Here is a 26,572-nt window from a genome sequence, read left to right as displayed (position 1 = left end):
TTATTCGGCCGCGGCCCGCGGACTGGTTTTCCAGGCGCCGGCGGCAGGACGCGGCAGGCCGAGATTCTCGCGCAGCGTCTTGCCGGCATAATCCTTGTGGAACAGGCCGCGGCGCTGCAACTCCGGCACCACATGCCTCACGAAATCGGCGTAGGAGCCGGGCACGATGGTGGCCGCGATGACAAAGCCGTCGCAGCCGCGCTCGACGAACATCTCCTCTAGCTTGTCCGCGATCTCCTTCGGGCCTCCCACGATCGCGTCCTGCACCTGGCCGCGGCCGGAGAAGGTAACGAAGTCGCGCGCGCTGGGGTTGGTCTTGCCTGAATTCCTGAGCACGCCGTCGCGAATGCCCAGGATGCCCTGCATGCTCCTGAGTTCTTCAGTGGTCAGCGGCTCGTCGAGCGGCTTGGAGGCGAAGTCGTAGTTCAGCGCTTCCGCGAGCAGCGACAGCGCATCGATCTGCAGCGGCAGCTTGTTGATGACAGCCATCTTGTCCTCGGCCTCGGCCTTGGTCGCGCCGCAGACGGGTGTGGTGAGGTTGCAGAGGAACATCTGGTCGGGATCGCGCCCGGCTTTCGTCGCTTCGTTGCGGACCGCTGCATAGCCTTCCTTGGCGGCGGCCACATTGCGCGCGGCGGTGAAGATCACCTCGCCCCATCGACCCGCAAAGCGCTGGCCGCGGCCGGACGCGCCGGCCTGGATGATGACGGGATGGCCCTGCGCCGAGCGCGGCACGGTGAATGGACCGCGCGACCTGAAGAACTCGCCCTTGTGGTCGAGCCGCTTCACCCGGGCCGGATCGGCGAAGCGGCCGCTGTTCTTGTCCATGATCAGCGCGCCGTCTTCCCAGGTGTCCCAATGGCCGAGCACGACTTCCATGAATTCGTCGGCGCGATCGTAGCGGTAGTCATGTTCGAGATGGGCGTCCTTGCCCATGTTGTGGGCCTCGCCGTCATTGAGCGAGGTGACGACGTTCCATCCCGCGCGTCCGCCCGACATCAGATCGAGGGTAGCGAAACGGCGGGCGACGTCGAACGGCTCGTAATAGGTGGTCGAGCAGGTCGACCCAAGCCCGAGCCTGGTCGTGGCCATGCCCATCGTGGTCAGCACGATCAGCGGGTCCATCTTCACGCAGCGGATGCCGTATTCGACGGTGTGGGCGTGATCATTGCCGTAGCGGTCCGGCATCGCCAGGCGGTCGTCGAAGAACGCCATGTGGAATTTGCCGGCCTCGAGAATCCGGGCGATCTCCTGGTAGTAATCGGCGGACATCGAATCGTCGCGCGATTCCGGGTGCCGCCACGAACTCGGCAGATTGGTGCAGTTCTGCGCCTGCAGGAATCCCACCAGCGCCATTTGCCGTGTCATGCGGTTCTCCTTGTGCTGGGGGAATTCATTTCAGGTCAATCTCGGCGGCCAGCTTGTAGTCGGTGGCCAGCGCCTTCAATTTGTCCCAGGTGGCATCCTCTATCTCGATGCCGTCGCGCCGGCGCTGCTGCTCGCGGATATGTTCGATCTCGCCGGGATAGAACACACCGGGCGATCCTTCCGACGGCGGCGTCGATTTCAGATAGCGGGCGAATTCGCGGACTTCCTTCTCGAAATCCTTCAGGGGACGGAAGGCTGCGACATTGAACACCGCCATGAAACATCCGTCATTGTGACGGCCGGTCGGTTCGACGCCAAAACCGAGCCCGGTGAGCAGGCCGCACAGCACCTCGACCATCGCGGCCAGCCCGCTTCCCTTGTAACCCTCGCTGCCGCCGAGCGGCAGCAGCGCGCCACCCTTGCGATACTGTGTCGGATCGGTGGTGTGCCGTCCCTCGGCGTCGATGATCCAGCCCTGCGGGATCTGTTCGCCGCGCGCCACCGACAGCGCGATCTTGCCGGCCGCGACCGCCGAGGTCGCCATGTCAAGATAGAACGGCGCCTCGAGATCGGATGGCACCGCAATCGAGATCGGATTGGTGCCGAGCCTTGCCTCGCGGCCGCCGAACGGCGCGACATGCTTCGGCGAGCGCCCGGAATCGGCGGTGGCAATACCGATCATGCCCGCCCGCATCGCCATCAGGGGATAGGCGGCGAGCCGCCCGACATGGCTCTGGCGGAACACCGTGCAGGCGGCAACGTTGGCGGTCTTCGCCTTTTCGATCGTCAACGCCATCGCCTTGGCGTTGACGTGGAAGCCGAAACCCCAATGACCATCGATCACGGTGGTGGTCGGCGATTCCTGGACGATGGTCCATTTGGCGCCCGGAACGATATGGCCGGCCTTGATGCGGTCGATATAGGTCGGGATCGCGATCACGCCGTGCGAGTCATGGCCGGCGAGATTGGCGTTGACGCAGCCGGCCGCGACGGCCTGAGCCTCCTCCTCCGAGGCGCCGGCGGCCTTGAGCAGCGCCGCGCCGATTCGCGTGAGACGGTCGGCCTGGACCATCGGCATGGAAATTTCCTCTACCTATTAAATGCCCACGTGAATGGCGGGTCTTGCTTGTTGCCGCAGCCGGCATGCTCTCAAAGCGGCGGCGGCAGGGCAAGCGTGGAAATATCCTGTTAGCCATGCCGCCGGCACGGCCCTCGCGCGCTCGGAATTTCATCCCGCAAAATTCGAAAGTTGCCGGCAGGCTCGCATCCCGGCCGGCGCGCGCCGGCGGTATGGCTGAGAAATCGTGAATGAGCCCGTAGTTCTCCTGAGCGACGTCGCTGTCGTTGGTCCGGCATTTACTGTGAATCGCGACTCCCGGTCGCCAATAACGGGCATTTAGGCCTCCTGCACGCATAAAATCCGCGGGGGCAGCCCGGCGCTGCCGGCAGGGAGCTTGGGGACGGTGAAGACCGATATCGCGCGGACGTTCGCGGCGTTGAATGCGACCAACGAAGCGATTCTGTACGCCAAATCACCCGAAGAACTGTACACGAAGGTCTGCGAGGCCGCGTTCTCGGTCGGGGATTTCCTGGCTGTGGCGATCTTCCTGCTGGAGCCGGAAACCAACCTCCTGCGCTTCGCTGCTGGCTGCGGCGACGACGTCCCGCGTCTGCGTAGCATCGACATTTCGATCGTGGCCGGTACGCCGGAGGGGTGCGGGGTCTCCGGGCAGGCCTTCCGCGACCGGAAAATATGCGTCAGCAACAATTTCCTGAACGATTCGCGCTCGCTGGCCTGGCGCGAGGGGGCCAAGGCCAACCAGGTGGGCGCGGCGGCAGCGCTGCCGCTGACCTGCAATGGCGAGAGGGTCGGCGTGTTGCTCGTTTCGCGGCGCGAGGCGCACTCGATCGACGGGCAGCTCGTCTCGATGCTGGAGCGCGTGTCGGCAAACATTTCGTTTGCGCTCGACAATTTCGAACATGAGGCCGCGCGCAAGAGCGGCGAGCGCGTGATGCGGCGGCTGAACCGCATGTTCGGCGCCATCAGCGCGACCAATGAAGCCATTCTTCGCGCCAAAACCGAACAGGAACTCTATCAGCGCGTTTGCGATGCCGCGGTATACAGCGGAAAATCCGCGGCTACCGTGGTCCTGCTTGCGGAGCCGGACTCGATCTGGTTGAAGCCGCTTGCCGGGACCGGCGCGATCGTCCAACAGATCATGCGGGCGCCGTTCTCGATCGATGCGGGCAACCCGTATGGAACGGGCGTCTGCGGCAGGGCGTTCCGAACGCAGCAGCCTGCCGTCAACAACGATATTCTCAACTCGACACAGGGGCAGCCCTGGCATCAGGCCGCACGCGAGACCGGCGTCACCGCCTGCGTCGCCGTTCCCCTGATCAAGGCCGACGAGAGCATCGGCGTGTTGTTGTTCTTTGTCGGAAAGCTGTGGGCGGAGGACGAAGAGATCGTCGCGCTGATGGCGCGGATCGCCGAAAACGTCTCGTTCGCGCTGGACAATTTCGAGCGCGCCGGCGAAAAGGCGAGAGCCGACGCCCAGAAGGAACGTCTGGGGCGCATGCTGGCGGCGCTCAGTGCGACCAACGAAGCGATCGTTCGTGCAACGTCGCGGACGGAATTGTTCGAGCTGGTGTGCGAAGCTGCAGCGATGGGCGGACGGTTCAACTCGACCAGCATCATGCTGGCCCGATCCGACAGCGATTACACCGATTTGGTGGCCGTGGCGGGGCCGACGGCCGACAATATGCGCCGGGTAAAGGTTTCGACCAACGCGGATCATCCGGAAGGGCGCGGGCTATGCGGCAACGCATTCCGCTCCCGCCGGGCCAGCATCGCCAACGATTTGCGCGCTGACCCGCGCCGGTCGGCGTTTCACCAGTTCATTCACAGCGACGGCGCGATGTCGGGCGCTGCGTTCCCGCTGCTGGTTTCCGGCCAGGCCGTCGGCGTGATGTTTTTCATTTCCTCCGAGAAGAATACGTTCACGCCCGAATTCGCCGAACTGCTGCAGCGGCTCACCGACAACGTGTCGTACGCGATCGGGACCTTCGATCGGGCCGACGAGAAGGCCAGGACCGAAAGTCAGAAGGAGCGGCTGACGCGGATGTTCGCCGCCCTCAGCGCAACCAACGAAGCCATCATGCGGGCGAAATCCCGCGACGAGCTGTTCGATATGGTGTGCGAGGCCGCGGCGAACGGCGGCAGGTTCACCTCGGCCACCATCGCGCTGGCTACGTCCGGCAGCGACCTTCTCAGAATCGTGGCCGCCGCGGGGCCGGCGGCCGAAACGACGCGGCACGTCAGATTGTCGGTGGATGAAGCCCGTCCCGAGGGCCGCGGGCTCAGCGGAACGGCATTCCGAACCAGGCGGCCGTGCATCAGCAATGATTATGTGACCGACCAGCGCGTTGCTGCATTCCAACCCATCGTCAGCACCTATGGCGCTAAGTCGGGCGCTGCATTCCCGCTGCTGGTTGGCGGCGAAGCGGTTGGCGTCATGATCTACATGTCGTCCGACAAGGATACGTTCACTGCCGAATTCTCGGAATTGCTGCAACGTCTGGCCGACAATGTCTCGTTCGCGCTGGAGAATTTCGACCGCGCCGACGACAAGGCACGGACCGAAATCCAGAAGGAGCGGCTGACGCGCATGCTGGCGGCGCTGAGCGCGACCAATGAGGCGATCATCCGCGCGACGTCGCGGGCGGAATTGTTCGAACTGGTGTGCGAGGCCGCGGCCGACGGCGGCAAGTTCACCTTGACCTCCATCACGTTGGTGAAACACGGCAGCGACTATCTCGACGTTGTGGCGGCCGCCGGTCCGACTGGGCTCAGCGCGCGCCTGGCAAAGATATCGGTCAACGAGGCGCACCCGGAGGGACGTGGGCTGTGCGGTCAGGCGGTACGCTCGCGGCGGGCCTGCATCATAAACGATTACCTCGCTGATCCGAACGCTGAGGCGTTTCACCATAGAGCGCGCCTTGATGGCACGAATTCCGGCGCTTCATTCCCCTTGTTGGTGCAAGGGCAGGTCGTCGGCGTGATGTCTTTCATGTCGCTCGAGAAGGATACGTTCACGCCCGAGTTTGCGGAGCTGTTGCAGCGGCTGGTCGACAACGTTTCGTTCGCACTGGAGAATTTCGACCGCGCCGATGAAAAGACCAAGGCCGATGAGCGGATCGAGTATCTGGCGTCGCACGACAGCCTGACCAACCTGCCGAACCGGGAAATGTTCAACGGCATGCTTCGCCGCGCGATCGATGGGGCCGCGCGCTATCAGCGGCAGTTCGCGCTGCTGTTCATCGACCTCGACAGGTTCAAGGTGATCAACGATTCGCTGGGACACGACGCCGGCGACATGCTGCTGGTGGAGATCGGCGGCAGGCTGCGCCGCGCGCTGCGTTCGAGCGATGTGGTGGCGCGGCTCGGCGGCGACGAGTTCGTGGTGATTCTGGAGGAGACCGCCGAGCGTCCCGAAGTCGAGCGCATTGCCGGCGAGCTTCTTTCCGTACTGAGCCAGCCGCTACAGCTCAGCGGCCACGAATGCCACACCACCGCCTCGATCGGGATCGCGATGTACCCGTCCGACGGCACCGACATGCAGACGCTGACCAAGAACGCCGACATGGCGATGTACCTCGCCAAGGAGGACGGCAAGAACGGCTTCCGCTTCTTCACCAAGGAAATCAAGACGCAGTCGATCGAGCGTCTGACGCTGGAGAGCGCGCTGCGCCGCGCGCTGGAGCGCGACCAGTTCTCGCTGCACTATCAGCCCAAGATCGACATGGCGAGCGGCCAGATCACCGGCGTCGAGGCGCTGCTGCGCTGGAATCATCCCGATCTCGGCACCGTCTCGCCGGGGCAATTCATCCCGCTGGCCGAGGAAACCGGGCTGATCGTTCCGATCGGCCGCTGGGTGCTCAAGGAAGCCTGCGCGCAGAACATGGCCTGGCAGCGCCGCGGCCTGCGGCCGGTGACCATGGCGGTCAACCTGTCGCCGCGGCAATTCGCCGATCCGCATCTGTTGCACGATGTCGATGAGGCGCTGTTGGCAAGCGGCATGTCGCCGGTGCTGCTGCAGCTCGAAGTCACTGAAAGCATGGTGATGCGGAACGTCTCGCGCGCGATCAAGGTGCTGGACGCGATCCAGAGCCGCGGCATTCGCCTTGCGATCGATGATTTCGGGACCGGCTATTCATCGATGTCGCTGATGAAGCAGTTTCCGATCGATACCATCAAGATCGATCGCTCCTTCGTTCGCGACCTGCCTGTCGATTCCGAAGACCAGGCCATCGCACAGGCGATCATCAGCATGGGCAAGGCGCTTGGCATGACCGTCATTGCAGAGGGTGTCGAGACCGTGGAGCAGGAGACCTTCCTGCGCAACCACGCCTGTGACGAAATGCAGGGTTTTCTGTTCTCCAAGCCGCTGCCCGCCAAGCAAATGGCCGATCTGCTTCGGGCCGAACCGCGGCACGCCTCGCCGCCGTTGCAGCCGGAAGCCGGGTCAGGGTTGAAAAGCACTGTCGTCTGACGGCTGCGGGTGCAACTCCCGGACCGTCGGATCCGGGATAGCCGTTTTGCGGGGAAAATCATAAGGCCACGGCACAGACGTCTGGCCTGCGAAGGTCTCAAGGAAGATTTCTGCGGCGGAAGCATAGGTCGCCCGGTCTGGCAATCCGAGCCCGGCGCGCCATTCGGCGGGGAGCGGCTGGGAGGAGGCGCGCAACTCCATCGCAGGCCCCCACCACCACGCCGGCGCCGGCGAGCGTTCCGTTTCCGGAACGGTACGCCACGTGTTGTATTCACCGATCATACGTTCAAGTTGCAGTACTGCCGCCGGATGCATTCAATCTCCTGAAGCCTGATGATATCGGCATCCACGGGCGGTGCAATGCATGTTGCCGGTTATTGCCGGCCATGCTGCCAGTGCGAAGTCACATCCGCGCCTGACTTGTTGAGATGGACGTGCTGATCGACGTGGTCGACCCACGACATCGGGATAAAGTGATGATGCTGGCCATCGGGCGAACTCTGCCTGGTCAGCTTGATCTTGTCGGTTCCTTCCAGATGGTCGACTTTTCCGACCGTCTTCTTGTCCGACGAGATGACGTCCATATGTTCCCGGATCTGTGAAGCAGAAGCCATGTCTCATATCCCTGATTTAGTTGGGGACATAAAACGCGCCGCTGCTGAAATGGTTGCTAGGTCGCCGGACCAGCAACCGCCGGCAAGCCCAAGAGCCGGGCGGCATTGCCGCCGGCCACCAGCGCGATGTCCTTTTTGCTGACACCCTTGATCCGGCCGAGCAAGCCAACCGGGTCCGGTTCCGCCATGTCGAACGGGTAATCGGTGCCGAGCATGATGTGATCGGCGCCCCAGATCTCGATCAGATGCCTTAGCTCGTGCTCGTCGAACACCACTGTATCGAAGTAGAGCTTCTTCAGATACTCCGACGGCTTCTTCTTGATGCTGACGCGGCAATCTTCGCGATGCGCGAAGGCGTGATCGAAGCGTCCCCAATAGCCCGGGATGTAACCGCCACCATGGGCGATGCAGATTTTCAGCTCGGGAAAACGTTCAAGGTAGCCGTCGAAAATCAGATGCCCGACGCACAGCGTGGAATCCAGGGGATGTCCGATGGTGTTCGGAAAATAATGATCCTCCATGCGGCCGACCAGGCTGGTGCCGAATGGATGCAGGAAGATCATCACGTCGAGCTCCTCGGCGCGGGCGAAGAATTTTTCCAGGCCGGCGCGGGTGAGATCGACGCCCCTGACGTTGGTGCATAGTTCGACGCCGCGGAAGCCGAGCTCCTTGACGGTGCGGTTCAGTTCGGCGACGGCCATCCCGGGATCCTGCAGTGGCACGGTGCCCATGCCCATCAGCCGGTCGGGGTGTTTTGCCACCATGCCTGCGATGTGGTCGTTGACCATGTGGCAACTCTCGCGCGCTACTTCCGGCGGGGCCGCATAGACGAAATGGCCGGGATAGGGCGAGATCACCTGCACGTCGACACCGTCGCGGTCCATGTCGGCAAGACGGGTGTCGAGATCGGTCAGTTTCGGGAAATCGATCTTGCCCCGCTGCGGCTGGATGCTCCTGGTGAGGGCATTGACATGGGCGTTGGCGTTCGGTGTTTCGCCGCCGCCGGGAATCCCGGTGGCCTTCAGCACCATGGCATTCGCTTCAGGCACCATGCAGTGGCAGTGAATGTCGATGGTGCGCCAGGGCTTCTTCGCCTTGCCGGAGCGCTTTGGCGCGCTGCCATGATCGGTCGCGGGTCCGCAGGCCTTGCATTGAAACAGCATGAGATCCGCCGTTGAAAATAATTGCAGGAATAGATTGGCTGTGCCGGGGTTGTTTATCTTCTGCCGTTGAGGTCGCCGGGCCTTCCTCCATCGATCGGCGCGTGAGCTGAAATCGGCTCATCTCTGTTCTCTGTCCATGCTAGCCGGTCTCCTTCCCGCGGAGCAAGGCGCGCAGGTGGATGCGTGATCGGCGGTGGCGGAAACCGAACTGTCGCACAACGCAACTGCAGCATGAAAAGTGGATTTACGCCGCGCGCCGCGGTGATAGGTTGCGGCCCAACTAAAAAGCAGCCATGGGAGGGTTACGTTCATGAAGCGCTTGTCGATACTCGCGGCCGGTCTGTTGATCGGCACCGCCGCTATTCAATTTTCCAGCGTCGCGTCCGGTCAGAGCGATGGCTGGGTGACGCTTGTCGACGGCACCAAGATGGGCGACTGGACCGAGGTCGGCAAAGCCAACTGGGCGATGAAGGACGGGGCGCTGGTGGCGGACAAGATCACCGAGGGCAAAGATCCCTCTTATCTCGTCAGCAAGAATTCCTACAAGGATTTCCAGATCAAGGCCGAGTTCTGGGCCGACGATGACGCCAACAGCGGAATCTTCATTCGCTGCGACCAGTCGGCCAAGATCGACGCCAAGATCTGCTACGAGGTCAATATCTTCGACAAGCGGCCCGATCCGACCTACGGCACCGGCGCCATCGTCGATGTGGCCAAGGTCGATCCGATGCCGAAGGCGGGCGGCAAGTGGAACACCTACGAAATCACGGCCAAGGGCTCTCAGCTCGTCGTCGTGCTCAATGGCCAGAAAACCGTCGATGTCCAGGATTCAAAACACGCAAGCGGCCCGATCGCGCTGCAATACGGTTCTGGCGTGGTCAAGTTCCGCAAGGTGCAGATCAAGCCGCTTTGATCAACCGGTCCGAGGCCGGCTCGCCTCAGCAGGATCACTCGTCTTCAGCGGGTGAGCCTTCTTGTGCCACGCCCACGCGGTGCGGATGATCGTGGCCAGATCCGAATGGGCGGGACGGAAGTTCAATGTCGCGCGTGCGGCAGAGGGATCGGCAACCAGATAGGTTGGATCGCCCGATCGCCGCGGCTTGACGACATGCGGGACTTCGCGGCCGGTCTCGGCCGCGATCGCGGCGAGGATCTCGCGCACCGAGAAGCCGTTGCCGGTGCCGAGATTGAACGCGCCGCCGGAATGACCTTCCAAAAGCAGCTTGAGCGCCAGCACGTGGGCGGTCGCCAGATCGGTGACGTGAATGTAGTCGCGGATCGCCGTGCCGTCGGGCGTTTCGTAATTGTCGCCGAACACCGCGAAGTCTGGCACATGCCCTTGCAGCGCCATCATGGCGCGCGGGATGAGGTGAGTTTCCACCTCGCGCAGCTCGCCAATGCCGCCGGCGGGGTCGGCGCCAGCAGCGTTGAAGTAACGCAGCGCGAACGAGCCGAAGCCATAGGCTGTGCGATACTCCGCCAGCACGCGCTCGATCATCCATTTCGAGGCGCCATAGGGGTTGATCGGCGCGCACGGGTAGTCCTCACGCAGCGCCTTGCTGTCGGCATTGCCATAGACCGCGCCGGTCGACGAAAACACCAGGCGGTTGCAGCCGGCCGCGCGCATGGTCTCGAGAAGCGACAGCGTGCCGGCGAGGTTGTTGACGTAGTATTTCTGCGGATCGGCAACGGATTCGCCGACCAGGCTCGACGCCGCAAAGTGCATGACGGCGACGATGTCGTGCTCGGCAAAGGTCCGCGCCAGCGTGGCCTTGTCGGCGATGTCGCCGACCACCAGCGCGTCCGCGGCGAAGCTGCGGTGGCCGGTCGAAAGATTGTCATAGGTGACGGGCTGGTAACCCGCCGCATCCAGCGCCCTGCAACAGTGCGAGCCGATATAGCCGGCACCGCCGGTGACGAGAATGGCTGGACGGCTGCTCATCGATTGTGTGTCCCGCCGATATCAGTCGATCGGCTCCTGTTCAGCAACAGGTAAAGCGCGCGCGGATTGGTGGTCAGATAGCGCCAGAGCAGGCGGCGCGGCTCCAGCCAGATGCGCCAGGCCCATTCCAGGCCCGCGTGCTGCATCCAGAGCGGCGCGCGGGCGCGGCTGCCCGACAGGAAATTGAACAGCCCGCCCGACGTCTTGATGACGCCGACATTGGAGAGGTTGGGCGTGAATTCCTCGACGAATGCCTGTTCATAGGGAACGCCGAGTGCGACCCAGAGATAGTCCGGCGCCAACGCGTTGATTTCGGCGACCTTGGCACGCAGCGCCTCGCCCCGCAGAAAGCCGTGGCAACGGCCGACGATCTTGAGGTCGGGATATTGCTCGCGAACGCTGCCGACCGCGGCGGCGTTCTCCGCCTCGTCCGCGCCCAGCATGTAGAAAGTGAGACCGGCTGCCTGCGCCTTGCGGGCAACGACGTGAAACAGGTCGGTGGTCGCGACGCGTTCGGGCAGCGGTGTCTTTGATCTGAACCGCGACACGGTCACCAGCGGCTGGCCGTCGGCATTGATCAGGTCGGCGGCCCGAAACAGCCGGTCGGTCATCGGTTCGGTCGAGCAGCGCGCCAGCACCTCGCCATTGGCCGAGGTCAGATAGAGCGGACGATTGAGGCGGCGTTGCGGGAACACCACGTCGATCATGAAGTTCGCGGTCTGCTCGAGATCAAGCACGGCAAGCCGCAGCCCGCCCAGCGTGACGCGAGGCACGCTGGCGGTAGCCGCTCTCCCGACGGGATTTTGGCGACGCTCACGCATATTGCTTGTCCCGCTGCGGATTGACGGCCGTCGGGTTGACTTCGCTGAGGACGACACCGACCAGCTTGCGCTCGGCCCCGCCGAGGGCTGCGATGATGTCTTCCATGCTGTCGTTGATGTCGAGATGCACCGGGAGGATCGCAACCAGTCCCTCGGCCAGGTCGAGAAGTTTGCGGTCGGTCGGGCTCCACGGCATGGCCGGCCCGTCGAGAACCACGACGTCATAGCCGCCGGCGGAACGCGCCTGCGCAATTGCCTTTCGGATGGCGTCGCCGGCTTTCGCATCGGTGGCATTGGCGGCCGGCAGGATCGAAATTCCATTGGCGGTCGGAATCGCGCGGGCGGCCTTGGCACTGAAGCTGAGCCAGCCGAAGCGGCTGGGCTCGCCCCTGGCCAGGTGGCTCACCTTGCCCGACAGCGCGCGTTGGTTGAGGTCGGCATCGATCAACAGCACCCTGGCACCGTCACGCGCCGCGGCGAGCGCAATGTTCAGCGCGGCGATGCTGCGGTCCTGGTCCGGACCGGCGCCGATCACGGCCATCACGGGCAGGGGTTGTTCGCCGGCGCGCCTGGCCAGCGCCGCACGCATCTCGCGCATGGCATTGAGGACGGTCATCAGCGGAAAGCCCGCGCGCAGCGTCGGCCAGCCCAGCCGCGTGACGTCGGCGGTGCTATCGGTTGCCAAGATGCCGCCGAGCGTGCGCATCACGTCAGCTTCCTGCAGCCGCGCGATCAGCGGCTTTTCGATCAGGCTGACCGCGGGCTGCGGCTGTGGTTCGGCGGCGGGCGGCTGCTTGGCGGCCGCACGAGCGGCCGGCTCCTTCGTGGCTTCCGGTGGCGCCTTGTCCCGCGGCCGAACCGGGTTCGTGCCCGGCATCAACTGGTTGAGCGCGACGAACCAGCCGGCGGCTGCGAGCCCGCCAAGAACGAAGCCGATCATCGCGAGCAGGCTCATGGCCGGCGGGAAGGTGCGCCGCTGCGGCACGGTGGCGTCGCCGATGATGCGTGCGTTCGAGGTGTTCAGGCTCTCCTGCTCCTCGGTTTCGCGCGATCGCTTCAGGAACGACTGATAGACGTCGCGGCTTGCCTCCACCTCGCGTTCGAGTTCGCGCAGGCGCACCGAGGCCTGGCTCATCTGGACGCTCTGGCGCTTCTGAGCTTCCAGCGCCTTGTTGAGCGAGGCTTCAAAGTCACGGGCGCGGATCAGGTCGTTCCTCGCGGACTGCGCGAAGCGCTCGACCTCTTCATTGATGGCGCGGCGCAGGTCCTGCACCTGCTGTTCCATCTGGCGCAGCGCTGGATGACGCGGTCCCAGTTCGCTGTGCAATTCCGCCTGACGCTTCCGCGCTTCGGCATATTGCGCGCGCAGATTGGCGATGGTCTGCGACTGCAGCGCCTCAGGGACAGCGCCGGCATCGGCCGATGTCTTGCGGCCGGCTTCGATCTGGTCGTACTTGGCCTGCGCGTCGAGCGTTAGCGCCCGAGCAGCGGCGAGCCGCTGGTTGCTGGCGGAGAGCTGCTGGTCGCTGATCAGCGTGTCCTGGGTGCCGACGAAATTGTTCTGCGCCTTGTAGACCGCGAGCGTGTTCTCGGCGTTGCGAAGCCGTTCCTGCAATTCCTTCAACCGGCCGGAAAGGTCGGTGGTCGCGCGCCGCGCGGCGGCAGCCTGCGACTGCTTGGATTCGGCGAGATAGGCCTTCGAGATCGCGTTGGCGAGCATTGCCGCCTTGGCCGGCTCATACGACCAGACGTCGATATCGACGATGAAGGTGCGGTCGGTCTTCTTGACATTGACGTGGCGAATGAGCGCTTCCAGCGCGCCCATCTCAATCTGCTTCTGCTGCTCGGCGGTGGGGCGCAGTTCGACCCCGAACAGGCCGATCAGCGATCCCAGAATGCCCTTGGAATCGCCGCCCCCGAACTCCGGATCCTTTTCCAGATGGGTGTCGCGGATTACCTGCAGCAGCACATTGTTCGATGTGATGACGCGTGCCTGGCTTTCCACCACCATCGCGAGGCCGGACATATCCTGGGCGCGCGGCGTCAGTTCGCGATCGACCAGCTGCAGTTCGCGGGGATCGACGTAGAGCTGGGCGGAGGCGGTGTATTTCGGCGTCAGGCTCTTGCCGGCCGCAACCGCCACGCAGGCGGCGATCAGCGCCGCCGAAGCGATCGCGACCTTCCGCTGCCACAGGAGCTGGGCCAGATCGAGCACGCTGAAGCCCGCCGGCGTGGCTGCCGCCACCGGTCCAGGCCTGGCCCGGTCTATCGGCTGGTCATAGATAAGCATGAACCCCAGCTTCCATTCGAACTGCCGCACGCATCGGCTGAGGGATTACTCTTCGGGTTACGCCGGGTGCGCCGACAAAAAGCGCTGAACAAACGCAACAGGGAAAATTAACCATACTCACTGAGGGACTATTCCCCGAATTGGCAAACAAAGCGTTTAAGCGCGGGCGCATCGCATCGCCTCCGCCATGGTGAGGGCCGAAATTCTCCGTTCGGCTGCCGCCCCGAGCGCATGCGCGAGCAAAGCGGGCGAACAGCCATAGGGGCTCGGCCGGTCGGTGACGTCGTGGCCGTAGAAAATTAACCATCCGTTATTGGTTTGCGCTTCGTCGAACGCACGGTCGATCCCGTCGCAATCCATCTCGCGATCGATCAGCGGCACGGCGCGCAGGAACTGCAAGTCCACGCTGCCGGCGTTGACACCCTGGACGATGCTGCGGCAGGTCTGGAATTCTTCCCTGAGCTGATACTTCCGGGCGTAGGAGCCGTATCCGAACGGGTAGGCAAAACTATCGACCCGGATCGAAGGATCGAGCGCGCGAAGGTAAGCGCGGTTGCGCATGATTTCCTGTCTCATCGCAGCCTCGTCGAGGTCGCAGGCGCGTTGATGCGAGAAAGTATGGCAACCGATCTCGTGACCCCTGCGGTGAAGCGAAACCACATCATCGGCATCGCCCGCCACCCAATCCGGCGCGTCGGCGCCGACCAGGCTGCCCGAGACATAGAACGTCCCGCGCGCGCCATGCGCTTCGAGCATCCGCGCGCCGGTCGTCACGGCGCTCTTTGGCAGATCGTCGAAGGTGAAGCTGACCATCGGCGTAATGTTGCGCAGCCGAAACAGATCGACGCGCAGATGCATCGCCAGCCGGTGGCCGACCTTCGCCCTTGCCTCTGACAACATCGCGTTCATGGCTTCAGCGCTTTCGCAGGATCACGTGGTAGTCGCCGTGCCGCACGTCGGTCTTGCCGGGGAGGAAGAAGTTCATCACCTTCGCGGCGGCATCGACCAGCGCCGCGAACGCGGGCATGCGCCGCCGCATCTCCGGATAGCGCGGGCTCTCATACTGCTTGCGGTAGATCATTTGCAGGCCGTGCTGCTCGGCGAACGCCTCCAGGTTGGAAAGCGTGACCAGCGGATGGAACAACGTCGGGAACGGCGCGTGGCCGGGCAGGCCGGCTTTCTTGTCGCCGCGGACATGGCGGTAGAACCAGACGTGGAACCAGTGCGGCGAGTATTTGGTGACGACGCCGGACAGTGACCCTGGATTGGGCGCACCGATCAGGATCATGCCGTTCGGCTTCAGCGATTCGCAGAAATGCAGCAGAGCCGCTTCGACATCGGGCACGTGCTCGATCACGTTATAACAGATCACCAGATCGAAGCTGTTGGGCCTGAAGCGATAGGTCTGGATGTCGCCGAGAATAGCCTGCTGCGCGTAGTCATTGTTGCGGATCTGGTCCTCGTCGATGTCGACCACGGTGACGTGGGCGCGATGCAGCACCTTGAGCGGCAGGAAGCTGGTCGAGCCGCCGCCGGCTTCGTAGATCGAGAGTTCGCCCGCAGGCAGTGTCGCTTCGAGAATGCCGTGGACGGTGAGCAGGCTCTGCCGTGCTTCGCCGTGTGCCAGCTCGAGCAGCGCCTGCGGATGCTGCACGGTTTCGGCCGCCTGCCTGTGGTCGATCGTGGCTGCCTCGTTCATCGACTTCATCCATTCTGAAGTGGGGGTTGCCTTGTTCATTCTAGTTGTCCCAATTGACGCGCTGAAAGGCTTCCATCAGCGCGTGGTCTGCCTTGTGAATCGACGGATCGAACGGCACGCGGTTGGTGCGCTGGTATTTCCAGTTGCTGCCGATCTCGCGGAAATGCCGGAACGAAAAGTCCTTGGTGCAGAAATAGGACGCCCACCAGGAGAAGATCGAATGGACGTGCCATTGCGCGTGTTTGGGGCACCGGGCGGGAACCACCGTCCATTTCGGCAGACAGGCGTTCGCGTCGCGCCGCATCACGAGTCTCGAGAATTCGTATTTCGGCGGCATCAGAATCGAGAAGTCGGCGTGCCGATGCGGAGCCTTGCTCACGCTGTCGCGGATCCCGTCATCGATGCCGATGATCCATCGCCCGCGATATCGGACGAGCCCGGTCCATGATTGTTCGGCGGCCTCAAACACCGATTTTCCCGTCTTCGACAGCACCAGTTCGTCGATGTCGGAGTTCATGGCGCTCCGGGCATGCTGCAGGAAGCGCCATCTTGCGTGCTCCCACGCTCCCAACTGGCAGAAATCGGAGTCCCAGTGATCCCAGCTGTTGGCTCCCTGCGGGCCGTATTTGAAAGGCCACTCCATCACGACCGAGCATTGGATGCCCGGGACCGAACGGAGTGCTGCGCTCAGCGTGGCGCTGTCGTAGGCGCTGGAGCCGTTGTCATAGATGAGAACGGCATCTGCGCCGTGAATGTCCCGGTTGAATCTCACCCAGTCGAGGATCCATTCGATCGGATTGTCCTTCGACATCGTGAAGATGACGCGGCGATCCCTGAACATCTCCGACTCGTTCGGCGACACCGAGAACGTGAAGCTCCCCAGTTCGCCCAATGCCTGGATGGGACCGGTATGCTCGGGAATATCCAGCCACAATTGGGCGTGGCGGTCGAGGTGCCGTGCCCGCGCCTTGCGGGTCCCGGCACCGCTGATGAAATTCGTCGTCGCGACGTCGCGCGCGAGGTTGAAGAATGGCGGCGCAAACAGGGCGATGCCTGATTGGCTCACCTGCACCGTGTCGTAGAACAGCGTATTGCTGTCGAAGTCGCGGTCGAAATTCTCGCCCCGAAACGCGAGCGGACGCGTCGCCTCGCGCCGCTTGCCGGTAAAGTCCGACAGCGACACCGGGTTGGTTCGACAAATGACATGTCGATTGTTGGCTGCAACGACCGGGGTTTTGCTGGCTAGCCGCATCATGGTTCTCGTATCGACATGCTGGGTAGTCCCGTGGACGGGGCCGGGAGGGCGTGTCCTTCGTGTTTTGGTTTGCCGGCGGCCGGCCAGAGATTGCGCCGCGCGCCGTAGGCGATCACGGCCTTGCGCAAGCCTGCGATGTCGAATGCGAAGGCTGCGGCGGCGTAGACGACGCAGCCGGTTGCGGCCAGTACGCCAAACGAGACCACGCCGATCGGAAGCAGCGGTTTTGCGAATGTCAGCACCAGCGCCATGATCGCGGTCGCCGAGACGATGCGCATGACCTGGAATGCGCTGAAGGGAAGCGGAAATGCCTTGCGCGTGAGATACCAGCCGAAGCCCGCGCCGCATGCTTCCACGATGACGAGGCTCGACGCCGCGCCGACCAGGCCAAATCTGGCGAGCAGGACCGGCATGATCAGCAAGTTCGCGATCAACATCGCGATGCTTTGCGTCGTCATCATGAACGGCGTCTTGGCGAGATGAAAGCTCGCATGGATGTAGGATTGGGAGATCGACTGGAACAGCCAGGCGAAGGCCAGGATCGGCATGATCGTCGCCGCGGTCTCCCTGAACTCGCTGCCAAGGATCACGCCTGCAATATAGCTGCTCGTCAGCGCCACGCCGGCGACGGCCGGGAGGACGGCGGCCAGCAGAATTTCGAGGCTGAATTCCAGATGCGGCCGCGCCTCGCCGGCGCCGCCGGTGGCGTAGGCGCGCACCGCCAGCGGGATCGTCGCCGACGCGATGCTCACCGCGGGGATCAGGATGATCTGCCGCACGAGGTCGGCGGATGCGCCGTACTGGCCGGCGGCGTGGTCGCCCATGAAATGAAACACCAGCATCCGGTCGAGTGCGGCGTGGATCGCAAAGACGATGCCAGACAGCGTGATCGGAATGCCGAAGCCCGCAAACGTCCGCAAGTCGGAAATCTTCGGTCCGGCGACGGGCGATCGCAGGATCGTGCTCGCAAAGAGCATGGTCGTGACGAAATAGGTGATGGTCACCATCGCGAGCTGGCACAGTCCGCCGCCGCCGAGCAGCGCCGCGACCAGGCACAGCGTGAACGCCAGGCAGGCGCGAATGATCGATGCCGACATGAACGTGAACGATTGCAATCGTGCCTTCAGCAGCTCCTGTCCCAGTTCAAACAGGCCGAGCCCCAGGGCGAAGAAGATGGCCGCGAGATTTCGCTCCAGCGATACCGACGTCGTCAGCGTGGCGATGAGGAGTGCGACGGGTGCGGCGAGGGCGGAGATGAGATACGCGAGGAAGATGGTCTTCCTGACGTCGACCGCGCCGCCTTCCGACTGGAAACGCAGGGCGGAGACGCGGACCCAGGTGAACAGCAGCGCCGAGACGATCCCCGCCGTGCTCAGGCCGACGACGTAGACTCCATACTCCTCGGGCGAGAGCAGCCGCGTGAATACGATCGCGCTCAGCAAGCCGATCACGGCCGACACGACGCTCGCAACAGAGTAATGGAACGTTTGGCTGAGCATTAGACTTTCGGCCTTTGAAGCGCGGAGCTCCGCTTCGGCAATGGGTTCAGGGTTAACGACACGGCGCAATTCATCTCAACAATCCGTCGGAGGAGGCTCGCCGTTGTCAGGCGCAATTCTCCCGCAGTTCCCATGGAGCAAGATCGGTGCCGAACCGGCGAACTGCGTATTGCAGCGCGTCGGCGTGGTTAACTTGCCGATTTTTCCCGTTGTCTCGTGCGGGTAAAGCACCGGCGCCAGCCAGGTCCGGCATTTCCGGCACATTCGGTCTGTCCACGGTGTCCGCGTTTGCGACACGCTGATGCTGCTACAGCGCTGCGGTAACCATTGCGGAAGGCGCCGTTCGAGCTCGCGTCTGTGTGGACTCGATATTGCAAAGCCGATCGCTGGAATCGTCGACAGCGTCGGCGAATGGATTGCCGATGACTGTTTGGTTACGTTTTCGACGAAAACTCATTTCGCAAGAAGCAGGCCGCGAGCCTCCCGTTCTTTTTGATACAGCCGACCTGTCCGGCCTGTATCCTTTTGCGACGGTGAGGGCCCACCACCGCAGCGGCTTCCTGCGGCGTGTTTTTGCGCGGCCGGTGAATCCGCGGTGACCCGGTACCGCGCCGACATCGACGGCTTGCGCGCGATCGCCGTTATTCCCGTGCTGCTCTTCCACGTCGGCGTTCCCGGCTTTTCCGGTGGTTTTGTCGGCGTCGACATCTTCTTCGTCATTTCGGGATATTTGATCTGCGGCATGATCGACGCGGACATCCGCAACGGGTCGTTCTCGCTCGCAAACTTCTACGAGCGCCGGATCCTGCGCATCCTGCCGGCGCTGTTCGTGATGTTCCTGGTCACCAGCGTTCTTGCGGCGATCTATTGCCTGCCGGTTGAGCTCGTGGATTACGCGAGGAGTCTCGCTAGCGCGGTGGCGTCGATCTCGAATGTCTATTTTGCGCAGACCGCCGGATATTTCGACGCCCCAGCCGAAACCAAGCCTCTGCTGCATACATGGTCGCTCGGCGTCGAAGAGCAGTTCTATTTCGCGGCCCCGCTGTTGATGCTGCTGGTCCATCGCTTCCTGCCGAAGCGCACCGGGCTCCTGTTTGCCATCATCGCCGTGGTTTCCTTTGCCGGTGCGCTGGCCATGAGCGCGCGAAACCCCACCTTTGCGTTTTATCTTGCTCCGTTCCGGGCCTGGGAGCTGGCGCTGGGCGCGCTGCTCTCGGTCGAATTCCTTCCCGTTCCGGAATCAGCCTTCTGGCGAAACGCCGGCGGCGCGGCGGGACTGATTCTCTTGCTTGGCGTGATCGCGTTCGGATCGTCAGCGGTGCCGCTGCTGGCCATGACCGGTCTCGCCGCGGTTGGCACAGTGCTGGTGATTGCTTCCAGTGAACGCGCGATCTCTGTGGCGGGGCGATTGCTGTCGCTCCGGCCGCTCGTGTTCGTCGGGCTGATATCCTATTCGCTCTATCTGTGGCACTGGCCGCTGACGGTGTTTCAACGGACCGACGCCGTCTTCTTCACGGAGTCATCGGCATCAGCCAAGCTGACATTGATCGTGCTCTCCATCGGCATCGCCTATTTGTCGTGGAAGCTGGTCGAGACGCCGTTCCGTACCCTGGCGAAGGGAGCATCGAAGACCGCCATTTTCGGTGCGACCTCGGCCACGATGGCCTCGACGGTCGGGCTGTGCGGGATCGTGATCCTGCTGAGCGGAGCCCCGTTCCGCTTTCCCAAGCGCATCGTCGAGATCGGCTCCTTCCTGGCCTACGATTCGTCGGCCGCGTTTCGCACCGGGCGCTGCTTTCTGTCGACCAGCCGCCAGCAACTCGATACGGAGACCTGCCTGAAGCCCGATCCGGCGCGGCCGAACTACCTGCTCGTGGGTGACAGTCACGCCGCGCATCTCTGGTCGGGGCTTTCGCTCGCGATGCCGGAGATCAACATTATGCAGGCGACCGCCAGTCTTTGCCGTCCGGCCATCGTGGCCGGGTCGCGATATGACACGCCGGTGTGCCGCACCCTGATGGAATTCGTCTTCGGCGATTTTCTCGTCCACAAGCATGTCGATGGCGTACTCCTCGCCGCGTCTTGGAAGGACGAGGACCTGCCTGTTCTGTCATCCACGCTGCAATCGCTGAAATCGAGAGGCATCGACGTCACGGTGCTTGGACCGATCGTCGAATATGATGCCGCCCTGCCGCGCCTTCTCGTGGACGGTATCCTGCACGACACGCCGTCGATAGCGAGCGCGAAGCGGACCCCCGGAATTCGCGAGCGGGATCTGGCCATGAAGCGGATGGTGACGGCGACCGGCGCCACCTATCTTTCCGTCTACGATGCCATATGCCGTGACGATCGTTGCGACGAACTCGTGCAGGGCAACATCCCCATGCAGTTCGATGCGGGCCATCTCACGGCCGAAGGCGCGATCGAGGTGGGACGAAGGCTATCGGCCGCCTTTGCCAGAAAGCAGGCGAGGGCCGCCGATGTTTCGAACTGATCCAAGGCGGCGCAAAAAGCACAGCGCGAAGCGGCTGGTGCTGTTTCTGGCGGCCTTTGTGGTGACCGTGCTGCTGCTGGCGCATGTCGACAGCAACGCCGCCCCGCGCGCCGTTTCCACTCAGGCGAAGTTCGCGGGCGCCTTCGTCAATTGGGGTCCCATCGGTCGCGAGCATATGCTGCAGGCGTGGGAAAAATGGCTGAAGCAGAAGCCGTCCACAGTGCTGGGTGTCGACTTCTATGGCCAGGCGACCTGGGAGGATTTCTCCAAATTCAGCTGGGTGCCTAGCGTCTGGACGAAGCTCAATCCTGCGCGCAACGTGGTCTGGTCGATCCCGCTGACCATGAAAGGGACGCCGCTCGCCGACGTTGCCGATGGGCTCCACGATGTTGAATTCGAAGCTGCGGCGCGAGCGATTTCGGAGGCGCATCCGCAGGCGATCATTCGGCTCGGCTGGGAGATGAATCTGGCTGAAATGGCGTGGTTCGCCAAGGGGCATGAAGCCGATTACATCAAGGCGTTCCGGCGCGTCGTGGAAATATTCAGGCGCCACTCGACAGGCTTCAAGTTCGACTGGTGTCCTGGATGGGGACCGCAGGACATGCCGGCGGACCTTAGCTATCCCGGCGACGACGTCGTCGACTACATCGGTCTCGACGTCTACGACTTCAAGCATGAAGGTTCTGCAGAAGAGCGCTGGAACAATTTCTACGTCAAGGCGCCATTCGGCCTGGAATGGCACCGCGAGTTTGCGCGTCTGCACGGCAAGCGGATGAGCTATCCCGAATGGGGCGTGGGCAATTTCGGCGACAACCCGTTCTTCATTCAGCAGATGCACGACTGGTTCATGAAGAACGCAGGGCAGATTGCCTACGCCGCCTATTTCGACGTCGACGGCGCCTGGCCCACCCAGATCGACAATGGCCAGTTTCCGAATTCGCAGCGTCTGTTCCGAAAGCTGTTCAGCCGCTGATCTGCGGCCGGCGTCGTTCAGCGCGGATTAACCCCATCCATTAACCGTCGTCGGAGTTCGGTGCTTCACGCCGCGCCGCGGGACCGAATATTGCACCACTGCGCGCGTAACGTTCGCCAAGGCCGGATCGATCCGGAACGAACGACCTTATCGAGACGGAAATGTCCCGCGATTGCGCCGGCAATCCCGTTTCGGGACGATGAGACATATTCGTGAACGACCTGAGCGTCATGGCAGCGATTTCGACCAGCGATCTCCGGATGGACGGGCCTGATCCGTCGGCCAGGGCTTTGCGCGCGCTGGTGGCGGTTTCGCCGGCACTCGATCCCGCGACCGAAATCGTGGTTTGCATCCCATGTTTCCGCCGTCCTCAGTATTTGCGCCGGACGCTGGAGTCGCTTGCCGCTCAGCGCACCAACCGCCGCTTCGCCGTCGTCATGGTGGAGAACGATGCGTCGAAGAGCGAGAGCGTCCCGATTGCCGCCGAGTACCTCGCGTCGGGGAAATTCGCAGGGCTATGCGTGATCGAGCCGCGGCAGGGCAATTGCCATGCAATCAACGCCGCTTTCGAGACCGCGCTGCAGATGTTCCCGGCGGCAACCAGCTTGCTGATGATCGACGACGACGAAATCGCCTCACCGGATTGGCTGGAGCAGATGGTCAGGACTGCGAGTGCCACCGGCGCCGACATCGTCGGCGGACCGGTATTCCCCGAATTCGATGACGAACGAAAGCGTGGCTTGCGGCGCCACCCGGCTTTTGCGCCAGCTTACGACGACTCAGGCCCGGTGCCGGTGATCTATGGCTGTGGCAATTGCCTGATCCGGCGCGCGGTGTTCGCCCGATTGGGCATGCCGGCGTTTGACCTTCGTTTCAATTTTCTGGGCGGCGGCGACACCGATTTCTTCTACCGCTGCCGAAGGCTCGGTTTACGATTTCACTGGGTAAACGAAGCCGTGATCAGCGAGACCGTGCCGCAAAGCCGCACCAGCCTGAAATGGCTGGTGATGCGCGGCCTGCGGATCGGCGCGATCAACTATCACGTCCAGCGCAAGGCGACGCCGACGCTCTGGCTGCGGGCCAAGTTGACCGCCAAGCTGCTGACGGCCCTGCCGCTTTCTTTTGTCTATGCCGTGAGCGCAATCCTGACCGAACCTGAGCGGACCATTGCCATGCATCCCGTCACGGTGGCGATCGGCAGCGCGCTGGCCGCGTTCGGCCTCGAACCGCAACCCTACAAGGCTTCGAAGATCGTCTCATGAGCGAGTTCCTCGACGCATCCGAAATCCGCAGCCTGGCCACCGGGATCGAGCGGCAGCAGGTGATGGATATCGTTCGCGGCGCGACATTCGTCGGAACGCTGCTGCTCGGCTGGGTATCGCTGCATCCGTTTGAAAGCCTCGGCGATATGCAGATCGGCGAGGCCGGTACCGGCAACGAGCTGGCGACCTATGCGGTGTTCGGCGGCCTGAGCGTGTTGACGGTCGCGTTGGCGATGCGAAATGACGCGCGGGGACTGGCGACGTTGTTGTCGCCGGCATTTGTCCTGTTCGGCGCCTGGCTGCTGGCGACGGTGGTGTTGTCGTTTGACCCGGGGACGTCGATCAAGCGCCTTTCGCTGACTATCTGCGTCGTCGCGGTCACCGCCGCCCTGATGCTGCTGCCAAGGTCGCAGCAGGAATTGATGCACTGGTTCACGATCGCGGCGCTCGCATTGCTGGCGATCTGCTATCTCGGAATACTGCTGGCCCCCGATCTTTCGGTTCACCTGGCGACGGATCCGCAGGAGCCTGGCCTCGCCGGCAACTGGCGCGGCGCGTTCGGGCACAAGAACCAGGCCGCGGCCATTATGGTGATGGTGCTGTTTCTCGGCGTCTACATCATCCGCTCGGGCCTCTGGATATCCGGCGCGGCCATCATCGCGCTCGCCTCGCTGTTCCTGCTGTATTCGGCCGGAAAGAGCTCGCTGACCCTGTGCTTTGCGGTGTTGTTGCTGACGTCGGTAACGTCAGTCATCCGCTCGTTCTGGCTTCGCGCGATCATATTGCTGACGCCGCTGGTGCTATTGAACCTGCTGAGCGTCGGCACCGTGATGTTCGAGAGTCTCGCCGGGATTTCCAAACTGCTGCCGTTCGATTCGACGTTTACCGGCCGCACCGACATCTGGGCGTTTGCGCTGCAGTCGCTCCATGCACGGCTGCTCACCGGCTACGGCTTTGCGTCGTTCTGGGGTAGCAGCGCCATTCAAAACCTGCCGGAAGGCAAGGAGTGGGCCGGCTTCGCCGCGCACAGCCACAATGGCTATCTCGACACGGCGCTGGGCATGGGCCTCCCCGGGCTTGCCCTGCTCATCCTCGTGCTGGTGATCGTGCCTTTACGGAATTTTCAGCGGGCGGACGAGGGCGGCAACAACGGTCCGCTGGCCATGATGCTGCTGCGGATCTGGCTGTTCGGGCTCTATCTGTCGGCGATGGAAAGCTTCTTCCTCGACCGTTCCGATCCGTTGTGGTTCACGTTCCTGATGGCGGTATTCGGTCTGCACTATCTCGCTCGGTTCCGGGCGGCAGACTAGCGACCCGTCATTCCGGGGGGATGCGAAGCATCGAACCCGGAATCTCGAGATTCCGGGTCTGGTCCTTCGGACCATCCCGGAATGACGGCCCGCACCGCTTCGGCAACATCCTTCCACCAGCCGTCGAAATCGAATGGCAACGCCAGCGGGGGGCGTTTGACCACCGCGGCGATCCGGTCGGCATAGGCCTCGTTGTCCGCGCCGCGCGCGACCAGCACGATGGCGCCGCGGCCGATCAATTCCTTGAAGCGCGGATGATGGTCGAATTCCTCCGGCAGCGCCGGGCCGGCGACGATCAGCGGACGGCCGGATTGCACGCAGGTGAGGATGCTGGAGCGCCGCGCGGTGAGTCCCTCATCGAGGGGGTAGCAGAATGCGTCGATCTCGCTGAACAGGCCGAACACCTCGTGATCGGAGGCGACGAAGCCGGAAACGATTACGTCGTCGGCAATGTCGAGTTCCCTGGCGCGGGCATGAAACTCCTCCTCGACCCTGTCGACGCCGCGAATGAAGGAGCCGATATAGACGAGCATCGGCTTGAGCCCGCGTTGCTTCAGAATGGCGCCGATCTCGAGCAGCGCATTGGGTTGCTTGCCCGGGTAGATCGATCCGAAATGACCGATCAAGAGCCGCCCGTCAGCTTTCGCGGCGATCAGGCGATGCCGCAATTTCGAATCTTCAATTCCCGCCGGGGCCTCGATGTTCGGGGGCAGCGGCGCCAGCACGCTCTTTTTGGCGGTCCAACCGAACAGGGGGTCGTCGGCCAGCTCGCGCTGCACCAGCGGCGAGAACATGACGATGGTGTCGGCCAGCAGCAGCGCCGGCATGTAGGTGATGCGGCGCAGCCAATGCAGCCCGTTCCATTCGTGCTGAAGCAGGACGACTTTGCGCCGGCGCAGCCGGGCGACCGCCATCGCCACGAGCGGCGCGAATATCACGCGCTTCCAGGCCACGATCGGGAAGTTGCAGACTACGCTTTGCGCCGTGCCGACCGCGCGCCAGATCTCGGAAAGCGTGCCTTCGCTGCGCGTCAGGGTTAACGTCGCGCTGGTTCCAGGCTCGAGCTTCTCGATCGTCTCCTGCAACAGGCGGGTGAACTGGCCGACGCCGCAATGCATTTGCGGTCCCGCGCCGAGAAATAGCGCCCGATATCGGGTTTCTCCAGTCATCGTGCGGCGGCGGGGTTTCCAGGAACGGTCGGCGTTAGCCTTACCTGCCAGACATTAGCTTCCGGTAAGCGGCGGCGTCCGCCCGGCACCGTTCTTGCCAATCCGACCATGAAGATCGTCCGGCCGTCTCATAACGGGACATCGGGCGGTAATGCAATGGCGGGCAGGCCGCGATTTCGGGACAGCCGGAATAGGCGGCTGCCAGGCAACGGAAGCAGGAGCGTGGCGATGACGGGCAAGATCTTCAGCAGATGGGATGAGACGCATTCCGAGCTTTGGAGCCACCAGCCGATTCGGCTCGAACACCAGATGCACAAATCGCCGGCGTTCTCGATGGACGATCTCGCGCAGCTGATCGAAAGCTATCCGCGCGAGCACTACAGCCTGGTGAAGACCGGCGCCAAGGGATCCAGCCGCGTCTGGCGCGAGGGCGATATCGGTAGCCTCTCCGGCCGGCAAGTCATCGAAGCGATTTCCCGGGGCGGTCTCTGGCTCAACATGCGCGACGTCGGCGCGGTCGATAGCCGCTACCGCAAGCTGATCGACCGGATGTTCGAGGAAATCGCGGCCAAGGTTCCTGATTTCGTGGTGCCGAACCACCAGGCCGGCATTCTGATCTCCTCGCCGGACGCGCAGGTCTATTATCATGCCGATTTGCCGGGGCAGGGGCTGATCCAGATCGCCGGCCGCAAGCGGGTCTACGTCTATCCAAACACCGCGCCGTTCATCAAGCCGCAACACCTCGAGGACATCGCGCTGTTCGACGTCGAGGTCGATCTGCCCTACGCGCCCTGGTACGACGCGCATGCGCAGGTGTTCGATCTCGAACCCGGCCAGATGCTGAACTGGCCGCTGAACGCGCCGCACCGCGTCGAGAATCTCGGCACCGTCAATATTTCCATGACGGTCTCCTACGGCAACGACGATATCCGCCGCGCCCAGATCGTCCAGCTCGCCAACGGCCTGCTGCGTCATCGCTTCGGCTACACGCCGAAGACCAGCAATCTGCGCGGGCCGTCCTTCTTCGCCAAGAAGGTGCTGCAGAAGCTCGTGCGCGACAGCAAGTGGGTCAAGCGCGAGCGCAACGCGCGCCGCGCGATCGACTTCCGCCTCGACGCCGCCGAACCCGGCAGGATCGTCGACCTGCCGAAGGCAGCATAG

Annotated in this window: 20 protein-coding genes; 7 read left to right on the top strand and 13 right to left on the bottom strand. The window is 63.2% G+C overall.

The window, feature by feature from the left end; genetic code table 11:
• Positions 1-1,368: an LLM class flavin-dependent oxidoreductase gene (locus JQ624_RS05865; protein WP_212417919.1), complete on the bottom strand. Its 1,368-nt coding sequence runs from the start codon at positions 1,366-1,368 to the stop codon at positions 1-3.
• A 25-nt stretch (positions 1,369-1,393) separates the two neighbouring features.
• Complete coding sequence (locus tag JQ624_RS05860; protein WP_212417918.1) at positions 1,394-2,446, bottom strand: Ldh family oxidoreductase; 1,053 nt, start codon at positions 2,444-2,446, stop codon at positions 1,394-1,396.
• 385 nt (positions 2,447-2,831) lie between these two features.
• On the opposite strand from JQ624_RS05860, the gene JQ624_RS05855 reads away from it, so the two are divergent.
• Positions 2,832-6,920 carry a GAF domain-containing protein gene (locus tag JQ624_RS05855; RefSeq protein ID WP_212417917.1) on the top strand — a complete coding sequence of 1,363 codons (4,089 nt, stop codon included), beginning with the start codon at positions 2,832-2,834 and terminating at the stop codon, positions 6,918-6,920.
• On the opposite strand, the gene JQ624_RS05850 is transcribed toward JQ624_RS05855, so the two are convergent.
• The 3 genes from JQ624_RS05850 to JQ624_RS05840 are packed head-to-tail and all read right to left on the bottom strand — an operon-like array spanning position 6,894 to position 8,697.
• A complete protein-coding gene (locus JQ624_RS05850) occupies positions 6,894-7,235 on the bottom strand; it encodes a hypothetical protein (protein ID WP_212417916.1) in 342 nt (113 codons plus the stop codon). The two genes, JQ624_RS05855 and JQ624_RS05850, sit on opposite strands and share 27 nt — an antisense overlap.
• Positions 7,236-7,294: 59 nt before the next feature.
• Positions 7,295-7,534 carry a DUF2171 domain-containing protein gene (locus JQ624_RS05845; protein WP_212417915.1) on the bottom strand — a complete coding sequence of 80 codons (240 nt, stop codon included), beginning with the start codon at positions 7,532-7,534 and terminating at the stop codon, positions 7,295-7,297.
• Positions 7,535-7,590: 56 nt separating this feature from the next.
• Positions 7,591-8,697, bottom strand: coding sequence for an amidohydrolase family protein (locus JQ624_RS05840; RefSeq protein WP_212417914.1), 1,107 nt, complete (start codon positions 8,695-8,697; stop codon positions 7,591-7,593).
• Positions 8,698-9,007: 310 nt separating this feature from the next.
• Between JQ624_RS05840 and JQ624_RS05835 the strand changes: the two genes are divergently transcribed.
• The gene (locus JQ624_RS05835; protein ID WP_212417913.1) at positions 9,008-9,610 is read left to right on the top strand and encodes a DUF1080 domain-containing protein; all 603 of its coding nucleotides are present in this window, start codon (positions 9,008-9,010) and stop codon (positions 9,608-9,610) included.
• Here the strand turns inward: JQ624_RS05835 and galE are convergent, their stop codons facing one another.
• The 7 genes from galE to JQ624_RS05800 form a co-directional block, all read right to left on the bottom strand.
• Positions 9,611-10,639: a UDP-glucose 4-epimerase GalE gene (gene galE / locus JQ624_RS05830; RefSeq protein WP_212417912.1), complete on the bottom strand. Its 1,029-nt coding sequence runs from the start codon at positions 10,637-10,639 to the stop codon at positions 9,611-9,613.
• On the bottom strand, positions 10,636-11,460 hold the full coding sequence (locus JQ624_RS05825; protein WP_212417911.1) for a WecB/TagA/CpsF family glycosyltransferase: 825 nt from the start codon (positions 11,458-11,460) through the stop codon (positions 10,636-10,638). Before JQ624_RS05825 ends, galE begins: the two co-directional genes overlap by 4 nt.
• The gene (locus JQ624_RS05820; protein WP_212417910.1) at positions 11,453-13,750 is read right to left on the bottom strand and encodes an exopolysaccharide transport family protein; all 2,298 of its coding nucleotides are present in this window, start codon (positions 13,748-13,750) and stop codon (positions 11,453-11,455) included. The genes JQ624_RS05825 and JQ624_RS05820 overlap by 8 nt, the downstream gene beginning before the upstream one ends.
• Before the next feature lie 156 nt (positions 13,751-13,906).
• On the bottom strand, positions 13,907-14,659 hold the full coding sequence (locus tag JQ624_RS05815; protein WP_249129447.1) for a polysaccharide deacetylase family protein: 753 nt from the start codon (positions 14,657-14,659) through the stop codon (positions 13,907-13,909).
• 4 nt (positions 14,660-14,663) lie between these two features.
• Positions 14,664-15,449, bottom strand: a complete 786-nt coding sequence (locus tag JQ624_RS05810) for a bifunctional 2-polyprenyl-6-hydroxyphenol methylase/3-demethylubiquinol 3-O-methyltransferase UbiG (RefSeq protein ID WP_212417909.1) — start codon at positions 15,447-15,449, stop codon at positions 14,664-14,666.
• Between the two features lie 40 nt (positions 15,450-15,489).
• Positions 15,490-16,701, bottom strand: coding sequence for a hypothetical protein (locus JQ624_RS05805; RefSeq protein ID WP_212417908.1), 1,212 nt, complete (start codon positions 16,699-16,701; stop codon positions 15,490-15,492).
• Positions 16,701-18,203 (bottom strand): oligosaccharide flippase family protein, encoded by a 1,503-nt coding sequence (locus JQ624_RS05800; protein WP_212417907.1) that lies wholly within the window; start codon positions 18,201-18,203, stop codon positions 16,701-16,703. The genes JQ624_RS05805 and JQ624_RS05800 overlap by 1 nt, the downstream gene beginning before the upstream one ends.
• Before the next feature lie 595 nt (positions 18,204-18,798).
• Between JQ624_RS05800 and JQ624_RS39490 the strand changes: the two genes are divergently transcribed.
• The 4 genes from JQ624_RS39490 to JQ624_RS05780 all read left to right on the top strand — a co-directional run bounded on the left by JQ624_RS39490 (position 18,799) and on the right by JQ624_RS05780 (position 24,242).
• A complete protein-coding gene (locus JQ624_RS39490; protein ID WP_212417906.1) occupies positions 18,799-20,697 on the top strand; it encodes an acyltransferase family protein in 1,899 nt (632 codons plus the stop codon).
• The gene (locus JQ624_RS05790) at positions 20,684-21,670 is read left to right on the top strand and encodes a glycoside hydrolase family 26 protein (RefSeq protein ID WP_212417905.1); all 987 of its coding nucleotides are present in this window, start codon (positions 20,684-20,686) and stop codon (positions 21,668-21,670) included. The genes JQ624_RS39490 and JQ624_RS05790 overlap by 14 nt, the downstream gene beginning before the upstream one ends.
• A 260-nt stretch (positions 21,671-21,930) precedes the next feature.
• Positions 21,931-22,932, top strand: a complete 1,002-nt coding sequence (locus JQ624_RS05785; protein ID WP_249129487.1) for a glycosyltransferase family 2 protein — start codon at positions 21,931-21,933, stop codon at positions 22,930-22,932.
• Positions 22,929-24,242 carry an O-antigen ligase gene (locus JQ624_RS05780; protein ID WP_212417904.1) on the top strand — a complete coding sequence of 438 codons (1,314 nt, stop codon included), beginning with the start codon at positions 22,929-22,931 and terminating at the stop codon, positions 24,240-24,242. The genes JQ624_RS05785 and JQ624_RS05780 overlap by 4 nt, the downstream gene beginning before the upstream one ends.
• Here JQ624_RS05780 and JQ624_RS05775 read toward each other — a convergent pair.
• Complete coding sequence (locus JQ624_RS05775; protein WP_212417903.1) at positions 24,239-25,411, bottom strand: hypothetical protein; 1,173 nt, start codon at positions 25,409-25,411, stop codon at positions 24,239-24,241. The two genes, JQ624_RS05780 and JQ624_RS05775, sit on opposite strands and share 4 nt — an antisense overlap.
• Positions 25,412-25,639: 228 nt before the next feature.
• Between JQ624_RS05775 and JQ624_RS05770 the strand changes: the two genes are divergently transcribed.
• Entirely contained in the window at positions 25,640-26,572 is a 933-nt protein-coding gene (locus JQ624_RS05770; RefSeq protein WP_212417902.1) for a cupin-like domain-containing protein, read from the top strand.

Source organism: Bradyrhizobium sp. AUGA SZCCT0283, assembly GCF_018130385.1.
Lineage (GTDB): Bacteria > Pseudomonadota > Alphaproteobacteria > Rhizobiales > Xanthobacteraceae > Bradyrhizobium.
The sequence above is the reverse complement of the archived record's forward strand: the minus strand, read 5'-3'. Positions and strand labels throughout refer to the sequence as shown.

Coding starts and splice junctions, on each gene's coding strand:
- JQ624_RS05865 (WP_212417919.1), bottom strand. CDS start 1,368: ATGACACGGCAAATGGCGCTGGTGGGATTCCTGCAGGCGCAGAACTGC.
- JQ624_RS05860 (WP_212417918.1), bottom strand. CDS start 2,446: ATGCCGATGGTCCAGGCCGACCGTCTCACGCGAATCGGCGCGGCGCTG.
- JQ624_RS05850 (WP_212417916.1), bottom strand. CDS start 7,235: ATGCATCCGGCGGCAGTACTGCAACTTGAACGTATGATCGGTGAATAC.
- JQ624_RS05845 (WP_212417915.1), bottom strand. CDS start 7,534: ATGGCTTCTGCTTCACAGATCCGGGAACATATGGACGTCATCTCGTCG.
- JQ624_RS05840 (WP_212417914.1), bottom strand. CDS start 8,697: ATGCTGTTTCAATGCAAGGCCTGCGGACCCGCGACCGATCATGGCAGC.
- JQ624_RS05835 (WP_212417913.1), top strand. CDS start 9,008: ATGAAGCGCTTGTCGATACTCGCGGCCGGTCTGTTGATCGGCACCGCC.
- galE (WP_212417912.1), bottom strand. CDS start 10,639: ATGAGCAGCCGTCCAGCCATTCTCGTCACCGGCGGTGCCGGCTATATC.
- JQ624_RS05825 (WP_212417911.1), bottom strand. CDS start 11,460: ATGCGTGAGCGTCGCCAAAATCCCGTCGGGAGAGCGGCTACCGCCAGC.
- JQ624_RS05820 (WP_212417910.1), bottom strand. CDS start 13,750: ATGCTTATCTATGACCAGCCGATAGACCGGGCCAGGCCTGGACCGGTG.
- JQ624_RS05815 (WP_249129447.1), bottom strand. CDS start 14,659: ATGAACGCGATGTTGTCAGAGGCAAGGGCGAAGGTCGGCCACCGGCTG.
- JQ624_RS05810 (WP_212417909.1), bottom strand. CDS start 15,449: ATGAACGAGGCAGCCACGATCGACCACAGGCAGGCGGCCGAAACCGTG.
- JQ624_RS05805 (WP_212417908.1), bottom strand. CDS start 16,701: ATGCGGCTAGCCAGCAAAACCCCGGTCGTTGCAGCCAACAATCGACAT.
- JQ624_RS05800 (WP_212417907.1), bottom strand. CDS start 18,203: ATGCTCAGCCAAACGTTCCATTACTCTGTTGCGAGCGTCGTGTCGGCC.
- JQ624_RS05790 (WP_212417905.1), top strand. CDS start 20,684: ATGTTTCGAACTGATCCAAGGCGGCGCAAAAAGCACAGCGCGAAGCGG.
- JQ624_RS05785 (WP_249129487.1), top strand. CDS start 21,931: ATGGACGGGCCTGATCCGTCGGCCAGGGCTTTGCGCGCGCTGGTGGCG.
- JQ624_RS05780 (WP_212417904.1), top strand. CDS start 22,929: ATGAGCGAGTTCCTCGACGCATCCGAAATCCGCAGCCTGGCCACCGGG.
- JQ624_RS05775 (WP_212417903.1), bottom strand. CDS start 25,411: ATGACTGGAGAAACCCGATATCGGGCGCTATTTCTCGGCGCGGGACCG.
- JQ624_RS05770 (WP_212417902.1), top strand. CDS start 25,640: ATGACGGGCAAGATCTTCAGCAGATGGGATGAGACGCATTCCGAGCTT.